This window comes from Klebsiella sp. CN_Kp113, assembly GCF_040064585.1.
Taxonomy (GTDB): Bacteria; Pseudomonadota; Gammaproteobacteria; order Enterobacterales; family Enterobacteriaceae; genus Klebsiella; species Klebsiella michiganensis.
The window spans coordinates 19704-40410 of the sequence record NZ_JBEAID010000035.1; the positions used below are offsets into that span (position 1 = coordinate 19704).

General features: G+C 56.2%; 21 protein-coding genes. 13 read left to right on the top strand and 8 right to left on the bottom strand.

Annotated elements, in window-relative coordinates; genetic code table 11:
- Position 1: 1 nt before the first annotated feature.
- Positions 2-433 carry a carboxymuconolactone decarboxylase family protein gene (locus ABLV30_RS22565; RefSeq protein ID WP_004853446.1) on the bottom strand — a complete coding sequence of 144 codons (432 nt, stop codon included), beginning with the start codon at positions 431-433 and terminating at the stop codon, positions 2-4.
- An 87-nt stretch (positions 434-520) separates the two neighbouring features.
- Here ABLV30_RS22565 and ABLV30_RS22570 point away from each other — a divergent pair, with 87 nt between their 5' ends.
- Positions 521-1879 (top strand): PLP-dependent aminotransferase family protein, encoded by a 1359-nt coding sequence (locus ABLV30_RS22570; protein WP_224293170.1) that lies wholly within the window; start codon positions 521-523, stop codon positions 1877-1879.
- Between the two features lie 63 nt (positions 1880-1942).
- Here the strand turns inward: ABLV30_RS22570 and ABLV30_RS22575 are convergent, their stop codons facing one another.
- Complete coding sequence (locus ABLV30_RS22575) at positions 1943-2269, bottom strand: DUF883 family protein (protein WP_004123945.1); 327 nt, start codon at positions 2267-2269, stop codon at positions 1943-1945.
- A 149-nt stretch (positions 2270-2418) separates the two neighbouring features.
- On the opposite strand from ABLV30_RS22575, the gene ABLV30_RS22580 reads away from it, so the two are divergent.
- Positions 2419-2769, top strand: coding sequence for a DUF2002 family protein (locus tag ABLV30_RS22580; RefSeq protein WP_004123942.1), 351 nt, complete (start codon positions 2419-2421; stop codon positions 2767-2769).
- A gap of 41 nt (positions 2770-2810) precedes the next feature.
- On the opposite strand, the gene alaE is transcribed toward ABLV30_RS22580, so the two are convergent.
- Positions 2811-3260 (bottom strand): L-alanine exporter AlaE, encoded by a 450-nt coding sequence (alaE, locus tag ABLV30_RS22585; RefSeq protein WP_014839290.1) that lies wholly within the window; start codon positions 3258-3260, stop codon positions 2811-2813.
- A 705-nt stretch (positions 3261-3965) separates the two neighbouring features.
- Between alaE and stpA the strand changes: the two genes are divergently transcribed.
- Positions 3966-4367, top strand: coding sequence for a DNA-binding protein StpA (stpA, locus tag ABLV30_RS22590; protein ID WP_014839288.1), 402 nt, complete (start codon positions 3966-3968; stop codon positions 4365-4367).
- Positions 4368-4413: 46 nt separating this feature from the next.
- Here stpA and ABLV30_RS22595 read toward each other — a convergent pair whose 3' ends face one another.
- The 3 genes from ABLV30_RS22595 to ABLV30_RS22605 form a co-directional block, all read right to left on the bottom strand.
- Complete coding sequence (locus tag ABLV30_RS22595) at positions 4414-4593, bottom strand: hypothetical protein (RefSeq protein ID WP_014226493.1); 180 nt, start codon at positions 4591-4593, stop codon at positions 4414-4416.
- A 91-nt stretch (positions 4594-4684) separates the two neighbouring features.
- The gene (locus ABLV30_RS22600; RefSeq protein WP_014226492.1) at positions 4685-5206 is read right to left on the bottom strand and encodes a rhodanese family protein; all 522 of its coding nucleotides are present in this window, start codon (positions 5204-5206) and stop codon (positions 4685-4687) included.
- A 9-nt stretch (positions 5207-5215) separates the two neighbouring features.
- Positions 5216-5515, bottom strand: a complete 300-nt coding sequence (locus ABLV30_RS22605) for a metalloregulator ArsR/SmtB family transcription factor (protein WP_014226491.1) — start codon at positions 5513-5515, stop codon at positions 5216-5218.
- Positions 5516-5697: 182 nt separating this feature from the next.
- Here ABLV30_RS22605 and ABLV30_RS22610 point away from each other — a divergent pair, with 182 nt between their 5' ends.
- A complete protein-coding gene (locus ABLV30_RS22610) occupies positions 5698-6294 on the top strand; it encodes a phosphatase PAP2 family protein (protein WP_025107295.1) in 597 nt (198 codons plus the stop codon).
- Between the two features lie 13 nt (positions 6295-6307).
- Here ABLV30_RS22610 and ABLV30_RS22615 read toward each other — a convergent pair whose 3' ends face one another.
- Entirely contained in the window at positions 6308-8095 is a 1788-nt protein-coding gene (locus ABLV30_RS22615) for a sigma-54-dependent Fis family transcriptional regulator (RefSeq protein ID WP_025107296.1), read from the bottom strand.
- Positions 8096-8344: 249 nt separating this feature from the next.
- On the opposite strand from ABLV30_RS22615, the gene ABLV30_RS22620 reads away from it, so the two are divergent.
- The 7 genes from ABLV30_RS22620 (at position 8345) to ABLV30_RS22650 (ending at position 17364) form a co-directional block, all read left to right on the top strand.
- Positions 8345-9865 carry an aldehyde dehydrogenase family protein gene (locus ABLV30_RS22620; protein ID WP_004853428.1) on the top strand — a complete coding sequence of 507 codons (1521 nt, stop codon included), beginning with the start codon at positions 8345-8347 and terminating at the stop codon, positions 9863-9865.
- A 664-nt stretch (positions 9866-10529) separates the two neighbouring features.
- Positions 10530-11126: a fimbrial protein gene (locus ABLV30_RS22625; protein ID WP_014226488.1), complete on the top strand. Its 597-nt coding sequence runs from the start codon at positions 10530-10532 to the stop codon at positions 11124-11126.
- 163 nt (positions 11127-11289) lie between these two features.
- Positions 11290-11949, top strand: a complete 660-nt coding sequence (locus ABLV30_RS22630; protein ID WP_033836968.1) for a molecular chaperone — start codon at positions 11290-11292, stop codon at positions 11947-11949.
- Between the two features lie 28 nt (positions 11950-11977).
- Entirely contained in the window at positions 11978-14512 is a 2535-nt protein-coding gene (locus tag ABLV30_RS22635) for a fimbria/pilus outer membrane usher protein (protein WP_185219880.1), read from the top strand.
- 48 nt (positions 14513-14560) lie between these two features.
- The gene (locus ABLV30_RS22640) at positions 14561-15625 is read left to right on the top strand and encodes a fimbrial protein (protein ID WP_048260148.1); all 1065 of its coding nucleotides are present in this window, start codon (positions 14561-14563) and stop codon (positions 15623-15625) included.
- A 135-nt stretch (positions 15626-15760) separates the two neighbouring features.
- Entirely contained in the window at positions 15761-16555 is a 795-nt protein-coding gene (locus ABLV30_RS22645; protein ID WP_048260145.1) for a CatB-related O-acetyltransferase, read from the top strand.
- Positions 16556-16590: 35 nt separating this feature from the next.
- Positions 16591-17364: a transporter substrate-binding domain-containing protein gene (locus ABLV30_RS22650; RefSeq protein WP_265800406.1), complete on the top strand. Its 774-nt coding sequence runs from the start codon at positions 16591-16593 to the stop codon at positions 17362-17364.
- A 39-nt stretch (positions 17365-17403) separates the two neighbouring features.
- Here the strand turns inward: ABLV30_RS22650 and ABLV30_RS22655 are convergent, their stop codons facing one another.
- The gene (locus tag ABLV30_RS22655) at positions 17404-18324 is read right to left on the bottom strand and encodes a LysR substrate-binding domain-containing protein (RefSeq protein ID WP_161506271.1); all 921 of its coding nucleotides are present in this window, start codon (positions 18322-18324) and stop codon (positions 17404-17406) included.
- Between the two features lie 145 nt (positions 18325-18469).
- Between ABLV30_RS22655 and ABLV30_RS22660 the strand changes: the two genes are divergently transcribed.
- Complete coding sequence (locus ABLV30_RS22660; RefSeq protein WP_161506374.1) at positions 18470-19246, top strand: SDR family oxidoreductase; 777 nt, start codon at positions 18470-18472, stop codon at positions 19244-19246.
- Positions 19247-19309: 63 nt separating this feature from the next.
- Positions 19310-20503: an MFS transporter gene (locus ABLV30_RS22665; RefSeq protein ID WP_161506272.1), complete on the top strand. Its 1194-nt coding sequence runs from the start codon at positions 19310-19312 to the stop codon at positions 20501-20503.
- Positions 20504-20707 lie beyond the last annotated feature (204 nt).

Consider the following 20707-nt stretch of genomic DNA (forward strand, 5'->3'; position numbering starts at 1 on the left):
ATTACAGGCGCATACTCACCGCCAGACGATTAAAGGCGTTCATCAGGCTGATGGCGAAGGTCAGATCGCTGATCTGGCGGGCGCTGAAATGGTCCAGCAGCGGCTGATAAACGGCGTCTTCCGCATGACTTTCGGCGATATGGGTCACCGATTCCGCCCACGCCAGCGCCGCGCGTTCCGCATCGCTGAAATGGGCGCTCACCCGCCAGCCTGCCAGCGCGTCCAGCTTGTTTTGCGCGACGCCGGATTTACGCAGGGCTTTGCTGTGCATCTCCAGGCAGAAGGCGCAGCCGTTGATTTGCGATACCCGCAAATACACCAGCTCGATCAGCGCGCCATCCAGCTCGCTTTTTTCCAGCGCAATTTTGGCCTGAACCAGGGCGTTATAGACTTCCGGGCTCAGTTCATTGTACGGCTGACGTAGTGTGTTCATTTTACTCTCCTCATTAAGACGCGAGGAAAATAGCACTATAATGGACTGCATAAGATAGCCATATTGCGATGAAAAAAGCAGACCATGATGGACGGTAAAAAAATTCCGCACTACCAGCGCATTGCCCGACAGCTTAAGCAGGCGATTGAGCGCGGCGAGCTGGCTCCGGGCAGCAGGCTGCCTGCAAGTCGGGTCTATGCTCAGGAGCTTGGCGTGTCGCGGGCGACGATTGAGAACGCCTGGGGAGATCTGGTGGCGCAGGGATGGCTGGAGCGGCGCGGACAGGCGGGGACCTTTGTCAGCGATCGGCTGCTGCCGCAGCAAAACGCGCCCGTTCAGCCCGTCGAGGGCGATGAACCCGCGGCGCCGCTGCCGTTTCAGCTGGGGCTGCCCGCGCTGGATCTGTTTCCACGCGGCCTTTGGGCGCGCGTGATGGGTCGGCGTCTGCGTACACAAACGCGTTTTGACCTCGCGCCAGGCGATCCCAGCGGTGAACCGACGCTTCGCCGGGCGATCGTCGATTATTTGCGTCTGTCGCGCAGCATTGAGTGTCGGCCTGAGCAGGTCTTGATCACCGGTTGCTACGCGGCCTCGATGCGCCTTATTTTGCGCACGCTGGCGCGGCCTGGCCAGCAAATGTGGATGGAAGATCCGGGGTTTCCGCTGATCCGGCCGGTAGTGAACGACGAGGGGGTGGCGATCAATCCCGTTCCGGTCGACGACGACGGGATGGATATTCCCTGGGCGCAGCGGCATTACCCGAGTGCCCATTTCGCGCTGCTGACCCCGGCTCATCAAAGCCCGCTCGGCGTGGCGATATCGCTGGCCAGGCGCAGACAGCTCCTGCTATGGGCGGCGCAGAATAACGCGTGGATTATCGAAGATGATTACGATAGCGAATTCCGCTATCACGGTAAGCCGCTGCCGCCGCTGAAAAGCCTCGACGCCCCGCAGCGGGTCATCTATGCCGGGGCGTTCAGCAAGTCTTTGTTCCCGGCATTACGCGCGGCCTGGCTGGTGGTGCCTGAGCCGCTGGTGGCGCCGTTTCGTGAACAGGCCGCGCTGATGTGCTGTAGCGTGCCGACGCTGTGGCAGCAGACGCTGGCGGATTTTATTCGCGAAGGCCACTTCTGGCGGCATCTGAAGAAAATGCGCGCCAGCTATGCCCAGCGCCGACTGTGGCTTGAGTCGGCGCTGCGGGCGCAGGGATTCACCGTCGTGCCTCAGGCGGGCGGGATCCAGATGGTGGTCAGGGTCGCCGGAGACGATCGGCCTCTGGCGCAGCGCGCCAGACGGGCTGGTCTGGCCGTACAGGCGCTGAGCGACTGGCGGATGGAGACTCGGGGAGAAGGGGGGCTGATAATGAGCTTCACCAACCTGACGTCGGCAGAAATGGCGAATCAGGCTGTGCGTAAGCTTTATGTCGCGCTTTACCCGCAGAGATAACAAAAACCCCTGCAGTGCAGGGGTAGACGCGTATTTGTTATCTTCATGGGTCTGGCTGTTTTATTATCGACGTAAATTCAGCAATACGCCAATAAATACCCCAACGGCAGCTGCGGCGCCAACGCTTTGCCACGGTTTATCGCGCACGTAGCTGTCTGCGCAGCCCATGGCATCGCACGCCGCCTGCTGAACGCGGTTATTGCCGTTAAGCCGCGCGCGGGTCTCTTTCAGCAGCGCCTGCGCTTTTTTACGCGCGGCCTCCGCTTCGTCCTTGGCGTCGCTGCCCCATGATTTCAGCACCTCTTCCAGCGTATCCGCTAATTGGCTGACATCATTATGGATATCTTCAGCGCTCTCTTCTACGTTGTTGCGGTTTGCTCGGTTGGCCATTGGTTTCTCCCTTAATTCCATTGAGTCTATAAGTGTAGGACAAGATTTTGAATTATGCTGTAAATAGCTCTTTATGGAATATTCCGAAAGCGTTGCCTTTAATGAATAAGGTAAGGTTAACGTGCGGTAAAAGATAATGAGGAATGAGTATGTATTTAAGACCCGATGAGGTGGCGCGTGTTCTTGAAAAAGCCGGCTTCACCATGGATGTTGTGACGCAAAAAGCGTACGGCTATCGCCGTGGCGATAATTATGTTTATGTGAACCGTGAAGCTCGTATGGGGCGTACCGCGTTAATTATTCATCCGGCTTTAAAAGAGCGCAGCACAACGCTTGCGGAGCCCGCGTCGGATATCAAAACCTGCGATCACTACGAGCAGTTCCCGCTCTATTTAGCGGGCGATGCTCAGCAGCATTATGGTATTCCACACGGGTTCAGTTCGCGCATGGCGCTTGAGCGTTTTCTGAGTGGCCTGTTTGGCGAAACGCAGTATAGCTGACAAAAAGCGGCTGGCTGAACCAGTCGCTTTTTTGTATCAACTCAGGCTTTGGCCTGCTGATAGGGGCTGACGCGAAACAGGCGGCGGCAGTAGTCGAGGAAATAGCCGTACGCTGCGCCCATCATCATCGATACCACGATGTTGGAACTTACCGCCGCGGCGATCTGATGCCAGTCGGCGCCGACAACCAGCAGAATCGCGACGTATACCGGCGACTGGAACGTCACATAGGCCACCACATCCGCAATATTCTTCATCCAGCCGGACGGGCTAATGCGGCGCGCCTGGCGCATCGCGAAATCGCGATAAAAACCGTAAGGCACGGCAATAATAATGTTCACCGGAATCGCCACCAGTCTCGAAGATAACGACTGCTGGAAAGTCATTCCGGAGAGAAAAATTTCGATCATCATGTTCACAACGGTGCAGTACACCACCATCGCAAAGGTGTCTGCTACCGCATGACGCAAGCGGGACTGCGCAGAGAACATTGGTATGCTCCTCGAAAATGAAGTCGATAATGCCAAAAGATTCGCGGTTATTCAGCGTTTTTGGGTGCCTGTTTTGATGTGCGTAGATTATATCTCTGCATTAAAAGAGGCAACTAGCTATAAATTTTTATTTAAAGGCTTTTGGTCGATAAAATACTCTGCGTCAGGCTATTTTTTGTTCGTTACGCTACTTTTGTTCTCTTTACTGATTTTTTTATTGTTTTTCAATTGGTTGTAAAATAAATACGTCATATAGATGAGAGCCAATCCGGGTTGTAAGGGGGGATTTCGCGACAGAATCGCGTAGCGGTGTGAGTTGTGTCACTTTTGGCGTTTTTTACACGTATAAAAGAGGAATGGCAGCATTATATGCTGATTTGTCTGCTGGGTGGACATTCGGATTTTTTGCATGACTATTCTATAAACGCCCGTAGCGCCCTGCGAGGCGCAACCGTAAATATACGGATAACCTGCTGAGCATACAGGTAATAAGATAAAGACGTTGCCTGGCGAATAGTATTATTTGCAAAAGAATTTATTCAGTGTTGGTAATTTCGCTTTTATCGATTTGTTTGCCTTATTAATTGCTAAACATTTCTGGTGCTATATCAGGAATTAGTGAAAGGCTGGAAATACATTATCATATCAATTAAACTAGCGCCGTAATCTTTGTTTCATTTGCTATTTGGGAATTTTTTGAATTATATGTCATTACTATTAGAAAAATTGAATAATATCCGTTCACTTCGCGCCATGTCCCGTGAATTCTCCATTGACGTGCTTGAAGATATGCTGGCAAAGCTAAGGACCGTCACTGAAGAAAAACGCGCTGAGGAGCAGGCGGCTCAGGCGCTGCGCGCAGAACATCAGGAAAAAATAAATACCTGGCTGGAATTAATGATGGCTGACGGCATTACCCCTGAACAATTAGCGGGCTACAATAGCGCTTCCCCGAAAGGGAGCAAAAAGCGCCAGCCGCGTCCGGCTAAATATCGTTTTACCGACCATACCGGCGCCGAGAAAACCTGGACCGGGCAGGGACGTATGCCGAAGCCGCTGGCTAAAGCGGTGGCTGAGGGAAAATCCCTCGATAGCTTCCTGATCTAATATTGAAAACGGTGGGGAGACCCACCGTTATCGTTAGCCGGCTTAATCAGCACACGCCAAAATCGCCGTCTTCTTTATAAGCCGTCACATCGGCGGCCTTCAGCGTATATTTCTCACCCTGCTCGTTGCTTGCCTGAACGGCAATAATGCGATCGTCCTGGACTTCAACGACTTTAAGTTTTGGCCCACCCGCGCGCGGTTGTACCAGGTCACCGACTGAAAACATACTGCTTCTCCTGTGTGCTGATGAATCTTTTCGCTGACATAACCATAGCTCAGCAAAAGCGTTACCAACAGTCTCTCAAAAGAGGTAGAGGCTAGCGACGGTTCCAGGGCATCAAAGCCAAAAGACGCGCCATACCGCAAAACCCGGTAATACCGGCAAAGGTTAAGCCGGCGCCGACGAAGGCGCTAAGCAGAAAAAAGCCGCTGCTGAAAGCATAACCTAAAGCGACGCCAAGCAAAATCAGGGCGCCGGCGACGATCTGTACCTGACGCATAAGCGGCAGCGGCTGTGATTTATCCTCTTTCACCGGCAGACCGGCCGCTTTCCACGCCTGAATTCCGCCAGCCAGCAGCTTTACCTGCGCCGGTGCGGCGGCCTGCGCCAGACGGGCCGCGTTATTTTGGGTGCGCGATCCCGCCTGACAGTGAAAAATAATCGTCTCTTCGGGACTGGCGTGCAGCGCTGCGCCATTCGTCAGCGTCGCCAGCGGCACGAGCTCCGCTCCGGGAATATGCTCGCGGGCGTATTCATCGGCATCGCGGATATCGATCAGCCGGCCGCCCCGGGCGACGAGCGCCTGGGCTTCGGCAGGCGAAAGAGTAGCAATAGGCATAAAGGCTCCTTAAGGACAATAGATTGACTTCAGCGCGGCGACGATTTGCTGAACCGCTGGCCGGGTAATGAAGTAGTGAATGCGCTGCGCCTGACGTTCGCAGCCGATCAGGCCTTCATCACGCATCCGCGCCAGATGCTGGGAAGTTGCGGAGGGGCTCAGCCCGGTTATCCGCGCCAGTTCGCCGGCGCTGGTGCCCGGCGCATCGCATAGCATGCACAGAATCAATAGCCTGCTGGGATGGCTCATGGCTTTCAGCAGCGCGGCGGCTTCACCGGCGCTGGCCTGTAGCTGTTCGGGTGTATTCATTTATTTTAGTCTTTTCTAAATTTAGTAAAGTCTAAAATAAAAAAGCGTATTACGCCAGCAATGGCTGCCGCTGTGGCTAAGCAGCGTGGCCAAAACCAGGACGATTCTTGAGCGCCGGGTTAAGCGTAACTTAAGCCAGGGTGGCGATAATGACGGAAATAAGACTGTCGCGAGCTACCGCCATGAACGCACTGGAAACCCTTAATCAAAGCGCCTTTTTAGCGCTGAACGCATCGCCCGGCACGCCGGAGGCGATCCTGGCACTGGCACGTTTTTCAGCGAGCGGGATCATCTTTGTGGTTCCGGCCATTCTGCTCTGGCTGTGGTTTTCCGGCGGGCGGCAGGGTCATCGGCAGGCGCTGTTTTGTACCTTGAGTATTCTGATCGCGCTGGGATTGGGATCGATCTGCGGAATGCTGCTGTTTCATCCGCGGCCGTTTATGATCCCGCTCGGCCATACCTGGATAAATCATCCGGCGGATAACTCTTTCCCGAGCGACCACGGCACGGTGATGTTTAGCGCCGCGTTTGCACTGCTCTCGCTGCGCTCACGCGCCGCGGGGCTCTTTCTGCTGCTGGCGGCGCTGCCCGTGGCCTGGTCGCGGATCTTTCTTGGGGTTCACTTTCCGCTGGACATGGTGGGGGCGGCGTTGGTTTCAGCCTGCGGCGTCTGCGTCGCGAAGCTTATCTGGTCGGGCATTGGGCACCGCTTAACCTCCCTGTGTGAAGCGATAAGCAGACGCCTGTTCGCCTGGCTACCGCCGCGCTTCACGCCCTGAGCGAATCAGAAGGCTATGCGCTATGGCTTCCGCGACGGGCCGCACGGCGATACAGCGTACTGCGCGCGACGCCTAACGCCTGCGCGGCCTTACTGATGTTGCCGTTATAGCTTGCCAGCGTGTCGGCAATCAGCTGCGCATCGTGCTGCTGAAGCCCGCGCAGCGGGCGGGCGGCGGGCGGGCTTCGATACTCCTGGGGCAAATCATCTATCCCCAGCGTTTCACCCTCTTCGGCGAGGGCCAGCAGTACCCTCAACACACTTTGCAGCTGGCGGACGTTGCCCGGCCAGGGATGAGACGTCAGGTGTTGCACAACTTCCGGGGCCAGCGCGATGCGACGCTTTTCTCCGCCCAGCTCGCGCCACAATCGTTGGATAAACCCGGATAGTTCAGGCCATTCGCGCAAGGGCGGCAGCGTTAAAGCAAACTCACGCAGGCGGTAGAGCAGGTCTTCGCGGAAGGTCCCTTCCGCGACGCGCTGCGCCAGATTGCGGTGGGTGGCGCAAATCACCGCGAAATTAACCGGCGAGCTCTGGCTGGCGCCAAGCGGCGTGACCTCTTTCTCCTGTAAGATCCTCAGCAGCCGGGTCTGAAGCGTTAACGGCATATCGCCAATCTCATCAAGAAACAGTACGCCGCCGTCGGCTTCGCGAATCTTGCCGATGTAGCCGTTTTTGTTTGCGCCGGTAAACGCCCCGGGCTGGTAGCCAAACAGCTCGGATTCAATCAGTGATTCCGGCAGCGCGGCGCAGTTGATGGCGACGAATTTGCCGCCGCTCCAGCGGCTGTGCCGATGCAGGGTACGGCTGACGTACTCTTTGCCGCAGCCGGTTTCGCCTTCGATACACAACCCAATCCCGGCGTTAAGCAGGCGCAGCAGCTTTTCGCCTTCGCGCTGGCTGGAGAAAGGCAGCTCGAGGGTGGGGCGCGCGGTCACCGCCACGCCAGCGGTCACGGGAGCGCGTAGACGGTAATAGTAGTTTCGATCTCCGGCGACTAGCGGCAGCGGTACGCTGACGGCGGTTTGCCGCAGCTGCGGAAAAAGCTGCTGGAACGTGAGGTGGCCGAACCGATCTGCGTTAAGTGAGAACTCGCGCATCGCCAGCCGGTTAGCCGCCATCAGCACATTGTCGGTAAAGACCAGCAGACATTCGTCGACGCCGTCGAGCTTTTCCAGCTGAGGATGCAGGCTCATCAGCCACTGTTGCGGATGCAGACTCTGTTTAACCCACAGATATTCTATCTGCTTCGCGGCGCCTTTTACCCACGCCAGCGTGCGGGCGTGCGGGTACCGGGCCGGGCCGGAGATATCCAGCACCCCGGCTATTTTGCCATCGGGACTTTGCAGCGGCACGGCGGCGCAATAAAGACCCTGGTTACTGGTCAGAAAATGCTGGCGGCCATCGATTTCGCAGCTGTCGTCAATCGCCAGCGCGGTGCCAATGGCGTTGGTTCCGCGTCCGCTTTCGCTCCACAGGTTGCCCGGCGCTAAAGCGAAGCGCTGCGCTTTCTGCATGGCGTGCGTATCGCCAAAGGTTTGCAAAACCAGACCGCTGGCGTCAGAGAGAACCACGACGGATTGCAGAGCGTTGACTTTGCGGGATAGCTCATTAACGACCGGCTGGGCCAGCGTTTGCAGGCGGCTGTGTCTGGCGAGCCTGTCGGCCAGTTCGCTGGCGTGCAGGCGAGGGAAGTCATCCGTGGCGGGGTCGAGGCCATAGCGCTGGCTACGGCACCAGGAGTCGCTGAGCAGCGGGTTCGCTTCGATCTCTGGCGTCAGGGCAAACGGATTTCCTGGCACGGGACACCTCGTCGTTTAATTTGTGTTGCAATATTGTAGCTATATGGTTTTCGTGGTGTTGCGATTTGCGACACATAAGAGAGATTCTGTGCGACAGAAAGTGACGTGACCTATCTAATTTATTGAAAATTAATTTCTTTTTTAAAATATAAAAAATGGCATAACCCCTGCAATAGACGAGAGACGCAGCGAGCCGCCGTACAAAACTAATATGCCGCTGCCCTCAACCCTACATGAAGGAGATTCGCGATGCGTTATGCTCATCCTGGCACACCGGGCGCTTTGGTTTCACTGAAGTCAGCCTACGGTAACTTTATTGACGGTAAATTTGTTGAACCCATCGGTGGAGAATTCTTTATGAATACCTCCCCGGTCGACGGTAGCAACATCGGGCAGTTTCCGCGTTCTGATGCCAAAGATATCGACTTCGCCCTTGATGCGGCGCACCGGGCCGCCGACGCCTGGGGCAAAACGTCGGCTCAGCACCGCGCTAATCTGCTGCTGCAGGTTGCCGACCGTATTGAGGCCAATCTGGAATATCTGGCGGTAGCGGAGAGCTGGGATAACGGTAAGCCGATCCGCGAAACCCTCAACGCCGACCTGCCGCTGGCGGTCGATCACTTCCGCTATTTCGCCGGCTGCCTGCGCGCGCAGGAGGGAAGCACGGCGGAGATTGATGAAACGACGGTGGCTTATCACTTCCATGAGCCTCTCGGCGTGGTCGGACAAATTATTCCGTGGAACTTCCCGCTGCTGATGGCCGCCTGGAAGCTCGCTCCGGCGCTGGCTGCGGGCAACTGCGTGGTGCTGAAACCGGCAGAGCAGACGCCGCTCAGCATTACATTGCTGCTGGAGATTATTGGCGATCTGTTCCCGGCGGGCGTCCTTAACGTGGTTCAGGGATTTGGCAAAGAGGCGGGCGAAGCGCTGGCAACCAGTAAACGCATCGCCAAAATCGCCTTTACCGGCTCAACGCCGGTAGGCCGCCATATCATGGCCTGCGCGGCGGAAAACATTATCCCCTGTACCGTTGAGCTGGGCGGTAAATCGCCGAACATCTACTTTGCCGACGTGATGGAAGGCGAAGAAGAGTATATCGAGAAGGCGGTTGAAGGCCTGGTTCTGGGCTTCTTTAATCAGGGCGAGGTCTGCACCTGCCCGTCCCGCGCGCTGATTCAGGAGTCTATTTACGAGCCCTTTATGGCGCGGGTCATGGAGAAGGTGGCGCAAATTCGCCGCGGCGACCCCTTTGATACCGATACGATGATCGGCGCGCAGGCGTCGCGTCAGCAGTTCGATAAGATCCTTTCCTATATTAAGATCGCTCGCGATGAAGGCGGAAAGATCCTGACCGGCGGCGAACGCGCCAGCATCTCTGCCGAACTGGATAACGGTTTCTATATTCAGCCGACGCTGATTCAGGGCCGCAACGATATGCGCAGCTTCCAGGAGGAGATCTTTGGCCCGGTTATCGGCGTCACCACCTTTAAAGATGAAGCCGAGGCGCTGGCTATTGCAAACCAAACCCAGTTTGGCCTTGGGGCCGGGGTGTGGACGCGGGATACCAACCTGGCTTATCGCATGGGGCGCGGCATTAAGGCCGGTCGGGTGTGGACCAACTGCTATCACATCTACCCTGCGCACGCCGCGTTCGGCGGCTACAAACAGTCCGGCGTAGGGCGCGAAACCCATAAGATGGCGCTCAATGCCTATCAGCAGACGAAGAACCTGCTGGTGAGCTACGGTACCGCGCCGCTGGGCCTGTTCTGATCGTCCCTGTCAGCTATTTATTTTAGGATAACCCGCAATCTTCAGCATCGATTGCGGGTTTATTATTCCACAAAGAAAGTATTGTTATTCATCTTTCCTCTCCGGCTTTCAGATGAAATACACTTGTCATCAATATCTCCTGCTTATAATGACTCGCGTGATTATTGTTTATTCGACAACGAAAATAAGATAAAAGCCAATCTAAGATTTATCCTAATATTCTATAAAAACCCAGTCCGCTCACAGAATTATTGCCGAAAAATCGCGGTGAAATTAGGGGTGATTGTTAAATTACACCGCCTGATGTTGCTTTTTGATGTTATTGCATCGTGATTTTTGGTTGCATTAATTAACAATGCGCATAATGTTTTTAATATTATCTTTATATGTAAAATAAAACAGCATTTCATTAACATAACAAAATATTGCGATTTGTAATCGGTAGGGATAGTATTTATTTGTTACCTTAATAAAGGGTTTATCAATTTCGCCGAAGAACTTCTTTTTATCAAAATAGCCAATTAAGCAGCTTATTTTTGCTGCCTGATGTCCTGCGGACGGAACGCGAATATTATTAACATGGAGGATCTGCACGCAGATTTGCCCGGGGCTTAATCCCTCGCGCGCAATCTGTCGAAAATATAAGTTAGAGATGAGATGAATAATGAAAACGCAATTTCGTATTATGGCAATGTTTGTCGGTGCTCTGGTGTCCGCTAGCGCATTATCCTCGCCTTCACAACCCGCCAGATCGGCAATGACCGTTAACCCCGGTTCTAATGCGGGCACGCAGGGGACGGGTGGGCAGGTCGAATTTACCGGATCGATTACCGATTCCTCCTGTAATGTTGATAGCACCAGCGCAAATCAGAGCGTCGATCTGGGGAAATGGGCGAGCAGCTATTTTACCGGCGCAGGTTCTGAAACGACCAAAACCGCCTTCCATATCAAAGTGAAAGATTGTCCTTCTACCGTTACCACCGTCTCGGTGCTGTTTGACGGTACCCGCGATACCAACAATAGCGATCTGCTGGCGATTAACGGTACCGCAAGTGGGGTAGCGATAAAGCTGTATGAAGATGATAAGTCGACGCCGGTTGATCTCGGCGCCGTCTCACGCGGCCACAGCGTTACCGCTGGCGCGAGCGGCGCGGCAACGGGTACCGCCGATCTGGAATTCTTTGCTGACTATGTCTCAACCAGCGCGGTTTCCGCCGGTTCTGCCAACGGTACGGCCAACTTCAATATGGTTTACAACTAATACCCTGGAAGCGGGTAAAGCTGCGGTTATTCATGGCTTCCCACGCCGGGTAAGCCGCCAGCCGCCGCCGCCCGGCTGAAATAGGGTCGGCATAATTAATGCAGATTATTTATCAGCTTCAGGCAGTGATACCCGCTTTTATTATTCCCGGACGGTAGTCATTATGAAACGAACGATCGCCGCGATAGCCTTTTTATTGCTATCAACTGCGGCACAGGCCGGTATTGTCATGGGAGGAACCCGTGTTGTTTATCAGGAAGGGAAACGTGAAGCCGCAATATCGGTCACCAACGCTGATACTCATTCACCTTATCTGGTGCAATCGTGGGTAGAAAACTATACGGAAAACAATAAAAGCCGGGTGCCTTTTATTGTGACGCCGCCGCTTTTCCGTCTCGATCCTGAACAGCAGAACGTATTGCGTATTAACTATATTGGTGGAACGCTGCCCACCGATCGCGAATCCGTTTTTTGGCTCAATGTGAAAAGTATTGCACCAACGAAACAAGATGAAGTGAACAAGCTTCAGGTCAATATTAAATCAAAGTTTAAGATCTTCTATCGCCCGAATGGTCTGGCGGGCGAGCCTGACGATGCATGGCGCAAGCTGACGTTTAACATTGAAGGTTCCAGGCTGGTTGCCCAAAACCCGACGCCCTATTTTGTCTCCTTTTTTGTTATTTCGGTTGGCGGTACAGATATTCCGCAACCCGGCATGATTGGCCCCTTTGATCATAAAGCGTGGCCGATTACTCATTCCGGGGTAGTTAAATGGCGCGCCATTAATGACTTCGGTGGTATTACGGATTACGCGCAACAGTAATTAATTTGCTTCGCCTGGTCAGGATATTGTGAAAAATAACACTTCGGATATGACTTCCGTTTATTCGGCGATCGCGGCGCCAACCGGCGGGATTTTATTATTGCCGACGGCGCTTTTTCTGCTGTACCAAAGCGGTATCGCGCGGGCGGAGGACTACTTTGATCCGGCGGCATTAGAATTTACTAATCCGCAGCAAAAGACCGCTGATTTACACTATTTTGCTAAAGCTGGCGGCCAGCAGCCCGGGACATACCCGGTCAGCATTTGGGTGAATAACCAGGAGATAGCCCAGGGCGAGGTGACATTTGTCGACAGCAACGGCGAACTGCGGCCGCAGTTAACCCCGGCGCAGCTGGCGGAATATGGCGTCAACGTCAGCGCTTTCCCGGCGTTTAATACCCTGCATGAGGGAGAAACGTTTACTCGCATCGAGCGCTACATCCCCGATGCCAGCAGCCGTTTTGATTTCGCCACTCAGCGTCTGAACTTAAGTATTCCCCAGGCGGCCATGAACGCCCAAAGCCGCGGATACGTGGATCCGGCACGCTGGGATGACGGTATCCCGGCGGCGTTTGTTAACTATAACCTGACCGGGTCGCAAACCCGGCAGACGGATGACAGCAGCCGCTCCAGCTACCTGAATCTACGCAGCGGGGTTAACCTCGGTGCCTGGCGCCTGCGTAACGTCTCGTCGATGGAGTATGACCGGACCCGGCGCTGGAATTCTCAGAGTACCTGGCTACAGCGCGACCTGAAGTCACTCAAAAGCCTGCTGCGGATGGGCGATACCTTTACGACCGGCGACGTTTTCGACAGCGTGCAGTTTCGCGGCGTTCAGCTGATGTCCGATGATGAAATGCTGCCGGATAGCCAGCGCGGCTTCGCCCCGACGATCCGCGGAATGGCGCACAGCAACGCCAAAGTCACCATCTCCCAGCATGGCTACGTTATCTATGAAACGTTCGTCTCGCCGGGAGCGTTTGCGATAAACGACCTCTATCCAACGGCGCAAAGCGGCGATCTCGAGGTGCAGGTAAAAGAGAGCGATGGTTCGGTGCGGACCTTTACCCAGCCCTTTTCAGCCGTCCCGTTTATGCTGCGGGAAGGACGCGTGAAATTCAGCCTGAGCGCCGGACGCTACCATTCGGAGCAGAGCCAGGCGCGCTCGCCGACGTTTTTGCAGGGTACGCTCTTTTATGGGCTACCGGCTGAATTCACGCTCTACGGCGGTAGCCAGCTGGCGCAGGATTACCAGTCGTGGGCGCTCGGCGTCGGGCGCGGTTTTGGCGAGCTCGGATCGCTTGGAGGCGATGCGACATGGGCGAACACCACGACGCCGTCGGGAAAGCGCTCGGCCGGCCATTCGGTACGGGTGCAGTACCAGAAGGATTTTGCCGGCACCGGCACCTCATTTAGCCTCGCCAGCTATCGCTACTCCTCAGGCGGTTATTACGACTTCAGCGAAGCCAGCGCGCTTGAGAGCCGCAATGGCCTGCTGGATAACAAGCGCAGCCGCGAAGAGGTCTCCCTTTCTCAGGCGTTTGGCGGTATGAGCAGCCTGGCGATTTCCGCCTGGTCGCAGGAGTACTGGCACCGCCAGAGCCGCGATGAAACGATCCATCTCGGTTTTTACAGCGCCTGGCGAGGCGTTTCGTGGGGCGTGGGTTATTACTACACCCAGTCATCCGATCGCCAAAAAGACGATCGCTCGTGGTCCTTGAACCTGAGCATTCCGCTTGGCGGCCCGCTGTCCGAGAGCGCGGTTAGCTACAGCACCACCTCCGACAATAACGGACGCACCTCGCAGCAGGCGTCGCTGTACGGTTCGCTTCCGCGCAATCCCAATCTCTACTACTCCCTTCAGCAGGGCTACGTTAACGGCGGCCAGGGCAGCAACAGCAGCGCATCGCTCGATTACCACGGCGGCTATGGAACCGCGCAGCTCGGCTATCGCCGCGATAGCGCAAGCCATCAGCTGACCTGGGGCGCATCGGGGTCCATCGTCGCCCATCCTCATGGCGTGACGCTGGGTCAGACCGTCGGCGAAAGCTTTGCCATCGTACGCGCGCCGGGTGCCGCCGACGTGGCGATTCAGAACGGCAGCAACGTGCATACCGACTGGCGGGGCTATGCGGTGGTGCCCTCGCTGACGGCGTATCGCAAAAACACCATTACGCTCGATACCGAATCGCTGGCCGACGATGCCGATGTTGAACTTGAAGGACAGACGGTGATCCCCGGCGGCGGGGCGGTGGTGCAGGCAAACTATCAGACCCACATCGGCAGCCGCGTGCTGTTTACCCTTCGCGATAGCCACGGCCCGCTGCCGTTCGGCGCCAGCGTTCGCTTGCGTAAAGCAGAAGACGATCGGGGCGCGGCGCCGGGCGGCATGGTGGCGGATGGCGGGCAGGTCTATCTGAGCGGTATTCCGCAAGAAGGGACGCTCGATGCCGCCTGGAACGCCGACAATATCTCACGGAGATGCGCGCTGCATTTCCATCTTACCGATACCGTACAGCAGGGGCAGAGTCCGGTTAAAACCGTCTCTGGCCTCTGCCAGTAGGTCTGCACAGAGGTGATTTTGCGCATAGTATCGTTTTTATTCCTGCTGATGGCGGGGATTTATAGCCACAGCGGCAGGGCGGAAACCTGCAGAGGAGATATCGGCCAGATGACCGTGAACGTCCAGAATATCAAGTACCTGCCCACGCTGCCGTTGAATACCCAGATGACCGGCATGATGGCGGATAACGGCAGCGGGATTCATTTCTCCTGCGATCTTCAGGTGCCGAAAGCGGCGGCAAAGCGTCTGGTTTATCGGCAGCTAAAAACGGCCTCAACGCCGCTGTCAATCGGCGGTCAGCACGTGTTCCCCTCAGCGCTGGACGGCATAGGATACTCGCTGGGCTTCCAGTGCAGCGGCGGCGCCGTTCGCTTTATTGATGGCAGCCATGCGGCCGGTAATGGGGAATCCGTGACGGTTTGCGACAGCAATGAGATGGCTAATCTGCTGAACCAGCAGCAGATTGTGGTGAAAGTCTTTGTGACGTTTTATAAGACCGGTAATGTCGTCCTGGTCAGCGGCAACCACGCAAACGTTCCGGCGCAGCCGCAGATTGGCGAACTCACTATCCAGCAGCAGGCCGACAGCCGCAGCGGTTTTGTCGCCAGCTCGCCGGTCACGCTCGATATGGCGGCGCTGAATGTCGATATCGGCAGCAGCGGCAGCTGTCAGGTTTCAACCGCGAATATTCACGTTAGCCTCGGCACGGTAAATAAAGCGGAGTTTAAGGGCAAAAACACCACCGGCGGCGTCGCGAAGCGCTTCTCCATACCGGTCTTCTGCTCCACGCCAACCGATATCCGCATCGGCTTTTTTGGCGTCACCTCGCCATCCGGGGGAACGGATACTCTGGCGCTAAGTAAAGCAAACGCCTCCGCGAGCGGTGTGGGCGTCAGGCTCACCTACGGCAATAACAGTGCCCCAGCGCCCGCCGCCGGAACCGGCGTCAAAATCAATGAGGCCAGTAACTTACCTGTACTCAAGCGGATTACCGCCAGCAGCGCGGGGGCGGCGGAAAATATCAACTTTAACGCCCAGTACGTACAGACGGATGACGCGGTAACCGCCGGTACCGCCAATAGCATGGTGACGTTTGCGCTGGAGTATAACTGACCGTCGCTTTCGCGCTGTCGCTCACAAAAAAGAGAAGTCATAACGATTTTTCGCACGGCGAGCGGATCGGTACGCTATCAATGATCGAGAGATTAAGCGGCTGTCCGGGAATACTTTTGTGCGGGAAAATCGATAATGAAAATCGCCTTTGGGGAGCTTAAGCCACTATTGCAGGCGCAGCGGATTTTTGTCGGCGGGCAGACGCTGGCCTGCGGCCACGCCTTTTACCGTGACGACCTGCCGATTGAGATACCGGAAAACTTAGCCACCGAGGCCTATACCACCTACTGGGGGCGCTGCGGCGAACGGCTGGCCTCGCTGGGCGCCTTTAGCTATACGCGAACCCTGCTGCCGGCGCTGATTAACGTGGGGCGCTACACGTCGATTGCCGATCGGTTACAGGTGCTCGGCGACCGACATCCCCTGGAGTGGGCCAGCGCCAGCCCGGTGTTTTATGCCCATCATTCCGGCGTGATGGCGACGCTGGCTGCCGATAGCGGCAGGACCAACCAGTTTTATCCTTTTGCAAAAACCCCCCGGCCGATAACCATCGGCAACGATGTGTGGATTGGCCAGAATGTCACCCTGGCGCAGGGGATTACTATTGGCGATGGGGCCGTCATTGCCGCCAACGCGCTGGTGGTCAAAGACGTCGCACCGTACGCCATCGTCGGCGGTAATCCCGCGAAGATCATCCGCATGCGCTTCAGCGAGGCGATTATTGAGCAGCTGATGGCGCTACGATGGTGGCGTTACTCCGCCCAGGATATTGCCGGGTATCCGGTTAATCAGGTTGAGCGCTTTTGCGAGCAGCTCGCCGGGCGGGTGGCCGAAGGAACGATGCCGCCTTTCTCGCCGCCGGTATTGACGGTATCCATGATTAAAGATTTTATAAACAATAAACAGCATCCGCTGCGCAGCGCGGTGTAATCATAAACGGTTCACATTTGAACAAGGATATAACGATGAAGTTGAAGTCAGGTCTTGTTTTCGTCATCGCTGCCGTCGCCTTTGGCGCCCAGGCGCGCGACATGAACAGCATTCAACAAAGCGGCGAACTGAAAGTCGGCGTCCCGGGGGATTACGCGCCGCTGGCGTTTCATAATAAAGCCGGGGAGCTGATGGGCTACGATGTTGATATGGCGAAAGATCTCGGCAAGCGGCTTGGGCTAAAGGTGAGCTTTGTGACGACCAGCTGGCCCACGCTCTCCGCCGACTTGAAGGCCGATAAGTTTGATATCGCCATGGGCGGGGTGACGGAAACCGCAGCGCGGGCGAAAGATTTCGCGTTAAGCCAGCCGGTGGTGCCGAACGGCAAGATTGCGCTGGCTAACTGCGCGGCGGCGCCGGCGCTCGGTAGCCTGGAAAAAATCGACCAGCCAAACGTGAAGGTGGTGGTGAATCCGGGCGGCACCAACCAAAGCTTTGTCGATGAACATATCAAGCAGGCGCAGATTATTCGGGTGAAAAACAATATCGATAACCTTGAAGCGCTGCGGCAGAAAACGGCGGATATGATGGTGACCGACCTGATTGAGGGCGTCTATTACCAGAGCAATGAGCCGGGCGTGTTTTGCGTGGCCAATGAGCAGCCGTTCCCGGGCACCGCCAGCTTCAAAGTCTATATGATGAATAAAGATAACCCGCAGCTGCTGGCCAAGGTTAACCAGTGGCTGGCCAGCCAGGACAAAAACGTGCTGAAACAGAAGTGGCGCATTCATGACCAGCTAAAACCATAAAGCAATAAAGGTTTTCTATGCAGGTGTGGCGGAAGATATTCAGCGTATCGGGTTTTCCGCCAGCACATCGTGAAGCAGCCAGTCATAAAACACCTTCACTTCCGGGCGCATGACCGCATGCTGGGGCGTCACAATATAGTAGGACCAGGTGAGCGGCCAGCGGCGGGCCGGGTGTAGCTGAACGAGCTGGCCGGTGGCGAGGAGCTGTTGTACCAGCGCCCGGCGAACAATAGCGACGCCGCGCCCGCTGAGCGCGGCCAGGATGACCGCCGACGTTGAGTTAATATGCAACCCGCTATCGCGCGCCGTTGGCGCCTGAGCGGCCTCCAGCACTTCCGCCCATGATGGAAAGCTGGCGCCGGGATAGGGCGTATCATCATGAATCAGCTTTTGCGCCGCCAGCCACTCGCCGCAGGCGGTTTTGTCTGCCAGGACGATTAGCGGGCTGCACACCAGCACCGCTTCTTCATCCATCAGCCAGGTTTTATTGACCCCGGGCCAGTCGCCGCGACCGCAGCGTACCGCCAAATCCGCTTCGCCGTGGGCCACGTCCATCAGCTTTTCCGTAACGTTGAGACGCAGGTCGATATTATCATGGACTTCAGAGAAGCGGTTTAAGCGCTCCATCAGCCAGTTCATCATCAGCACCTGCGAGGCGGTAATCACCACCACGGAACGCGCCCGGCGGCCGCGAAGCTTATTCAGTCCGCTCTCCAGCTTATCCAGTCCCTGAGTAATATCCTGCAGCGCCGCCTGCGCCTCGCTCACCAGGGTGAGACGCTCTTTACCGCTACGGGTACGGTGCAGCAGCGGATGGCCGACCCAATCCTCCAACGCCCTGACCAGCTGCCCGACGGCGGCGGGCGTCACGCCCAGCTCGCGCGCCGCGCCGGTAAAGCTGCCGTGGCGGGCGGTGGCTTCAAATGCGTGAAGCCATTTCAGTCGGTTAAGCGATCGCATGGTGAATATCCCTCAGTGAATTTGCGTCTCAGTATAGGCCATCAAGATAGATTTTCTTTGTCGTTGGGCTATTTCTTCTCATTCGTCAGCGCGCTGCAGGAAAGGCATGCTTAGGCTACACAAATCAAGCGTGAAGAGGTGAATGATGAATACGGCGTTTATGGGGAAAAAACTGTTAGTGGTTGGCGGGACCAGCGGTATGGGGCTGGCGACGGCCAAACGGGTGGTGGAGAATGGCGGCAGCGTGGTGCTGGTGGGCAATCGTCGGCAGAAGGCCGAACAGGCGCGTCAGGCGCTGGCGGCAGCGGGGAAGGTGGATGTTATCGTCGCTGACCTGACGAGCGAAAGCGGTATGCAGCAGGTTATGGCCGCTATTAACGCGGAACATCAGGATATCAGCCTGCTGGTCAACGCCGCCGGCGTTTTCTTCCCGAAGCCGTTTATCGAACATGAAATGGCTGACTACGATCGGTATATGCATCTCAACCGCGCGACGTTTTTTATCACCCGCGAGGTGGTGCGCAATATGCTGGCTAATGGCATCAAAGGTTCGATTGTGAATATCGGCTCGATGTGGGCGCAGCAGGCCATCGGCGCAACGCCGTCGACAGCCTACTCCATGGCGAAAGCGGGTCTGCATGCGCTGACCAAAAATCTGGCGATTGAGCTGGGCGGCAGCGGGATTCGGGTCAATGCGGTATCGCCGGCGGTGGTGCATACGCCGATATATGAAGGGTTTATCCCTAAAGAGGATGTGAAGGATGTGATGAACAGCTTTGACGGCTTCCATCCCATTGGCCGCGTCGGCACGCCTGATGATATCGCGCAAACCGTGGCGTTTCTGCTCAGCGATAGCACCCGCTGGGTGACCGGCGCGGTTTGGGATATTGATGGCGGCGTGATGGCTGGTCGTCATGCCTGATTACGTTCATTATGTCAGTCAGGGTATTGGCATAACGCAAACGAATTCAGGATAAAGAGAGTCATGAGCGCTGAGATAACGCTGCCCGTCGGACAGCAAAACCAAAATATTGTTCGCCTGGCGACGGCGCAGGCGCTCGCAGGAGCAAACTCGGTGGTGTTTTACGCCACAGGGGCGATTGTGGGCAATGCCATCGCGCCCTCGCCGACGCTGGCCACGCTGCCCATTACCATTTTTGTGCTGGGGATGGCGGCCTGTATTTTGCCGTTTGGCGCGCTGGCCAGAAGACGCGGGCGCAAAACGGTCTTTATGGTCGGTACCGGCGCCGGCGTGTTGACGGGAGCGCTGGCGGCGCTGGCGGTCGCGATCGCTTCGTTCGGACTGTTCTGTCTCGCGGCCTTTTTCGGCGGCGCCTATGCGGCGGTGGCGGTGTCCTTCCGCTTTGCCGCTACCGACGGCGTCAGCGGCGAGCGGCGCGCGCGGGCGCTCTCGCTGGTCATGGGCGGCGGCGTGGCGGCGGGGATCATCGGCCCGATGCTGGTGACCGCGACCATGAATTTGTGGCCGCCGCACACCTTTGCGATGACCTTTATCGCTCAGGGGCTGGTGGCGGCGGTATCCGCGCTGGTCTTGCTGGGGGTAAAAACCCCCGAGCCGGCGGCGCAGGCCAAATCGGGCGGGCGCCCGCTGGGCGAAATCGTGCGCCAGCCGGGGTTTTCCCGGACGGTTTTTAGCGGCGCTATATCCTATATGGTGATGAACTTCCTGATGACCGCGGCGCCGCTTTCCATGCATATGCACGGGATCTCCCAGCAGGCGTCGAATCTGGGCATTCAGTGGCACGTGATCGCCATGTACGGTCCCGGATTTTTTACCGGCAAGCTGATTAATCGCTTCGGCGCCCGGCGTATTAACGCGGCCGGTTTAGTTCTGCTGCTGCTGTCGGTGATGGTTGGCCTCGCCGGTATCGACGTGATGCACTACTGGCTGTCGCTGATCCTGCTGGGTATCGGCTGGAACTTCGGCTTTACCGGCGCGTCGGCGCAGATCATGGATTTCCACCGGCCGGAAGAGAAAACTCAGGTGCAATCGCTGAATGATTTTATTGTCTTCGGCGTCATGATGATTGGCTCATTTTCCTCGGGCGCGTTGATGAACCTCTTCGGCTGGAATGCCGTGCTGTGGGGTTCGCTGGTGCCGGTTGCGGTTGCGCTGATCGCATTGTTGGCAAGCCGACGCCCAACGCTAAGGGGTTAATCCTCTTAGCTTTTCAAACGCAGGCGGAATTATTTTTCCGCTTTTTATTTCTGCCGCGAGAGCAAATTTAAAATATGAATTGGTAGGGTGAGATAAAATTCATCTCTCTTTTTTACTGCTTAATGGAAACACGCTAATGTGAATCCTCTTATTAATGTTTTACCCGTTTATATAATAAGAGTGAATACATGGAGGATTGAGCAA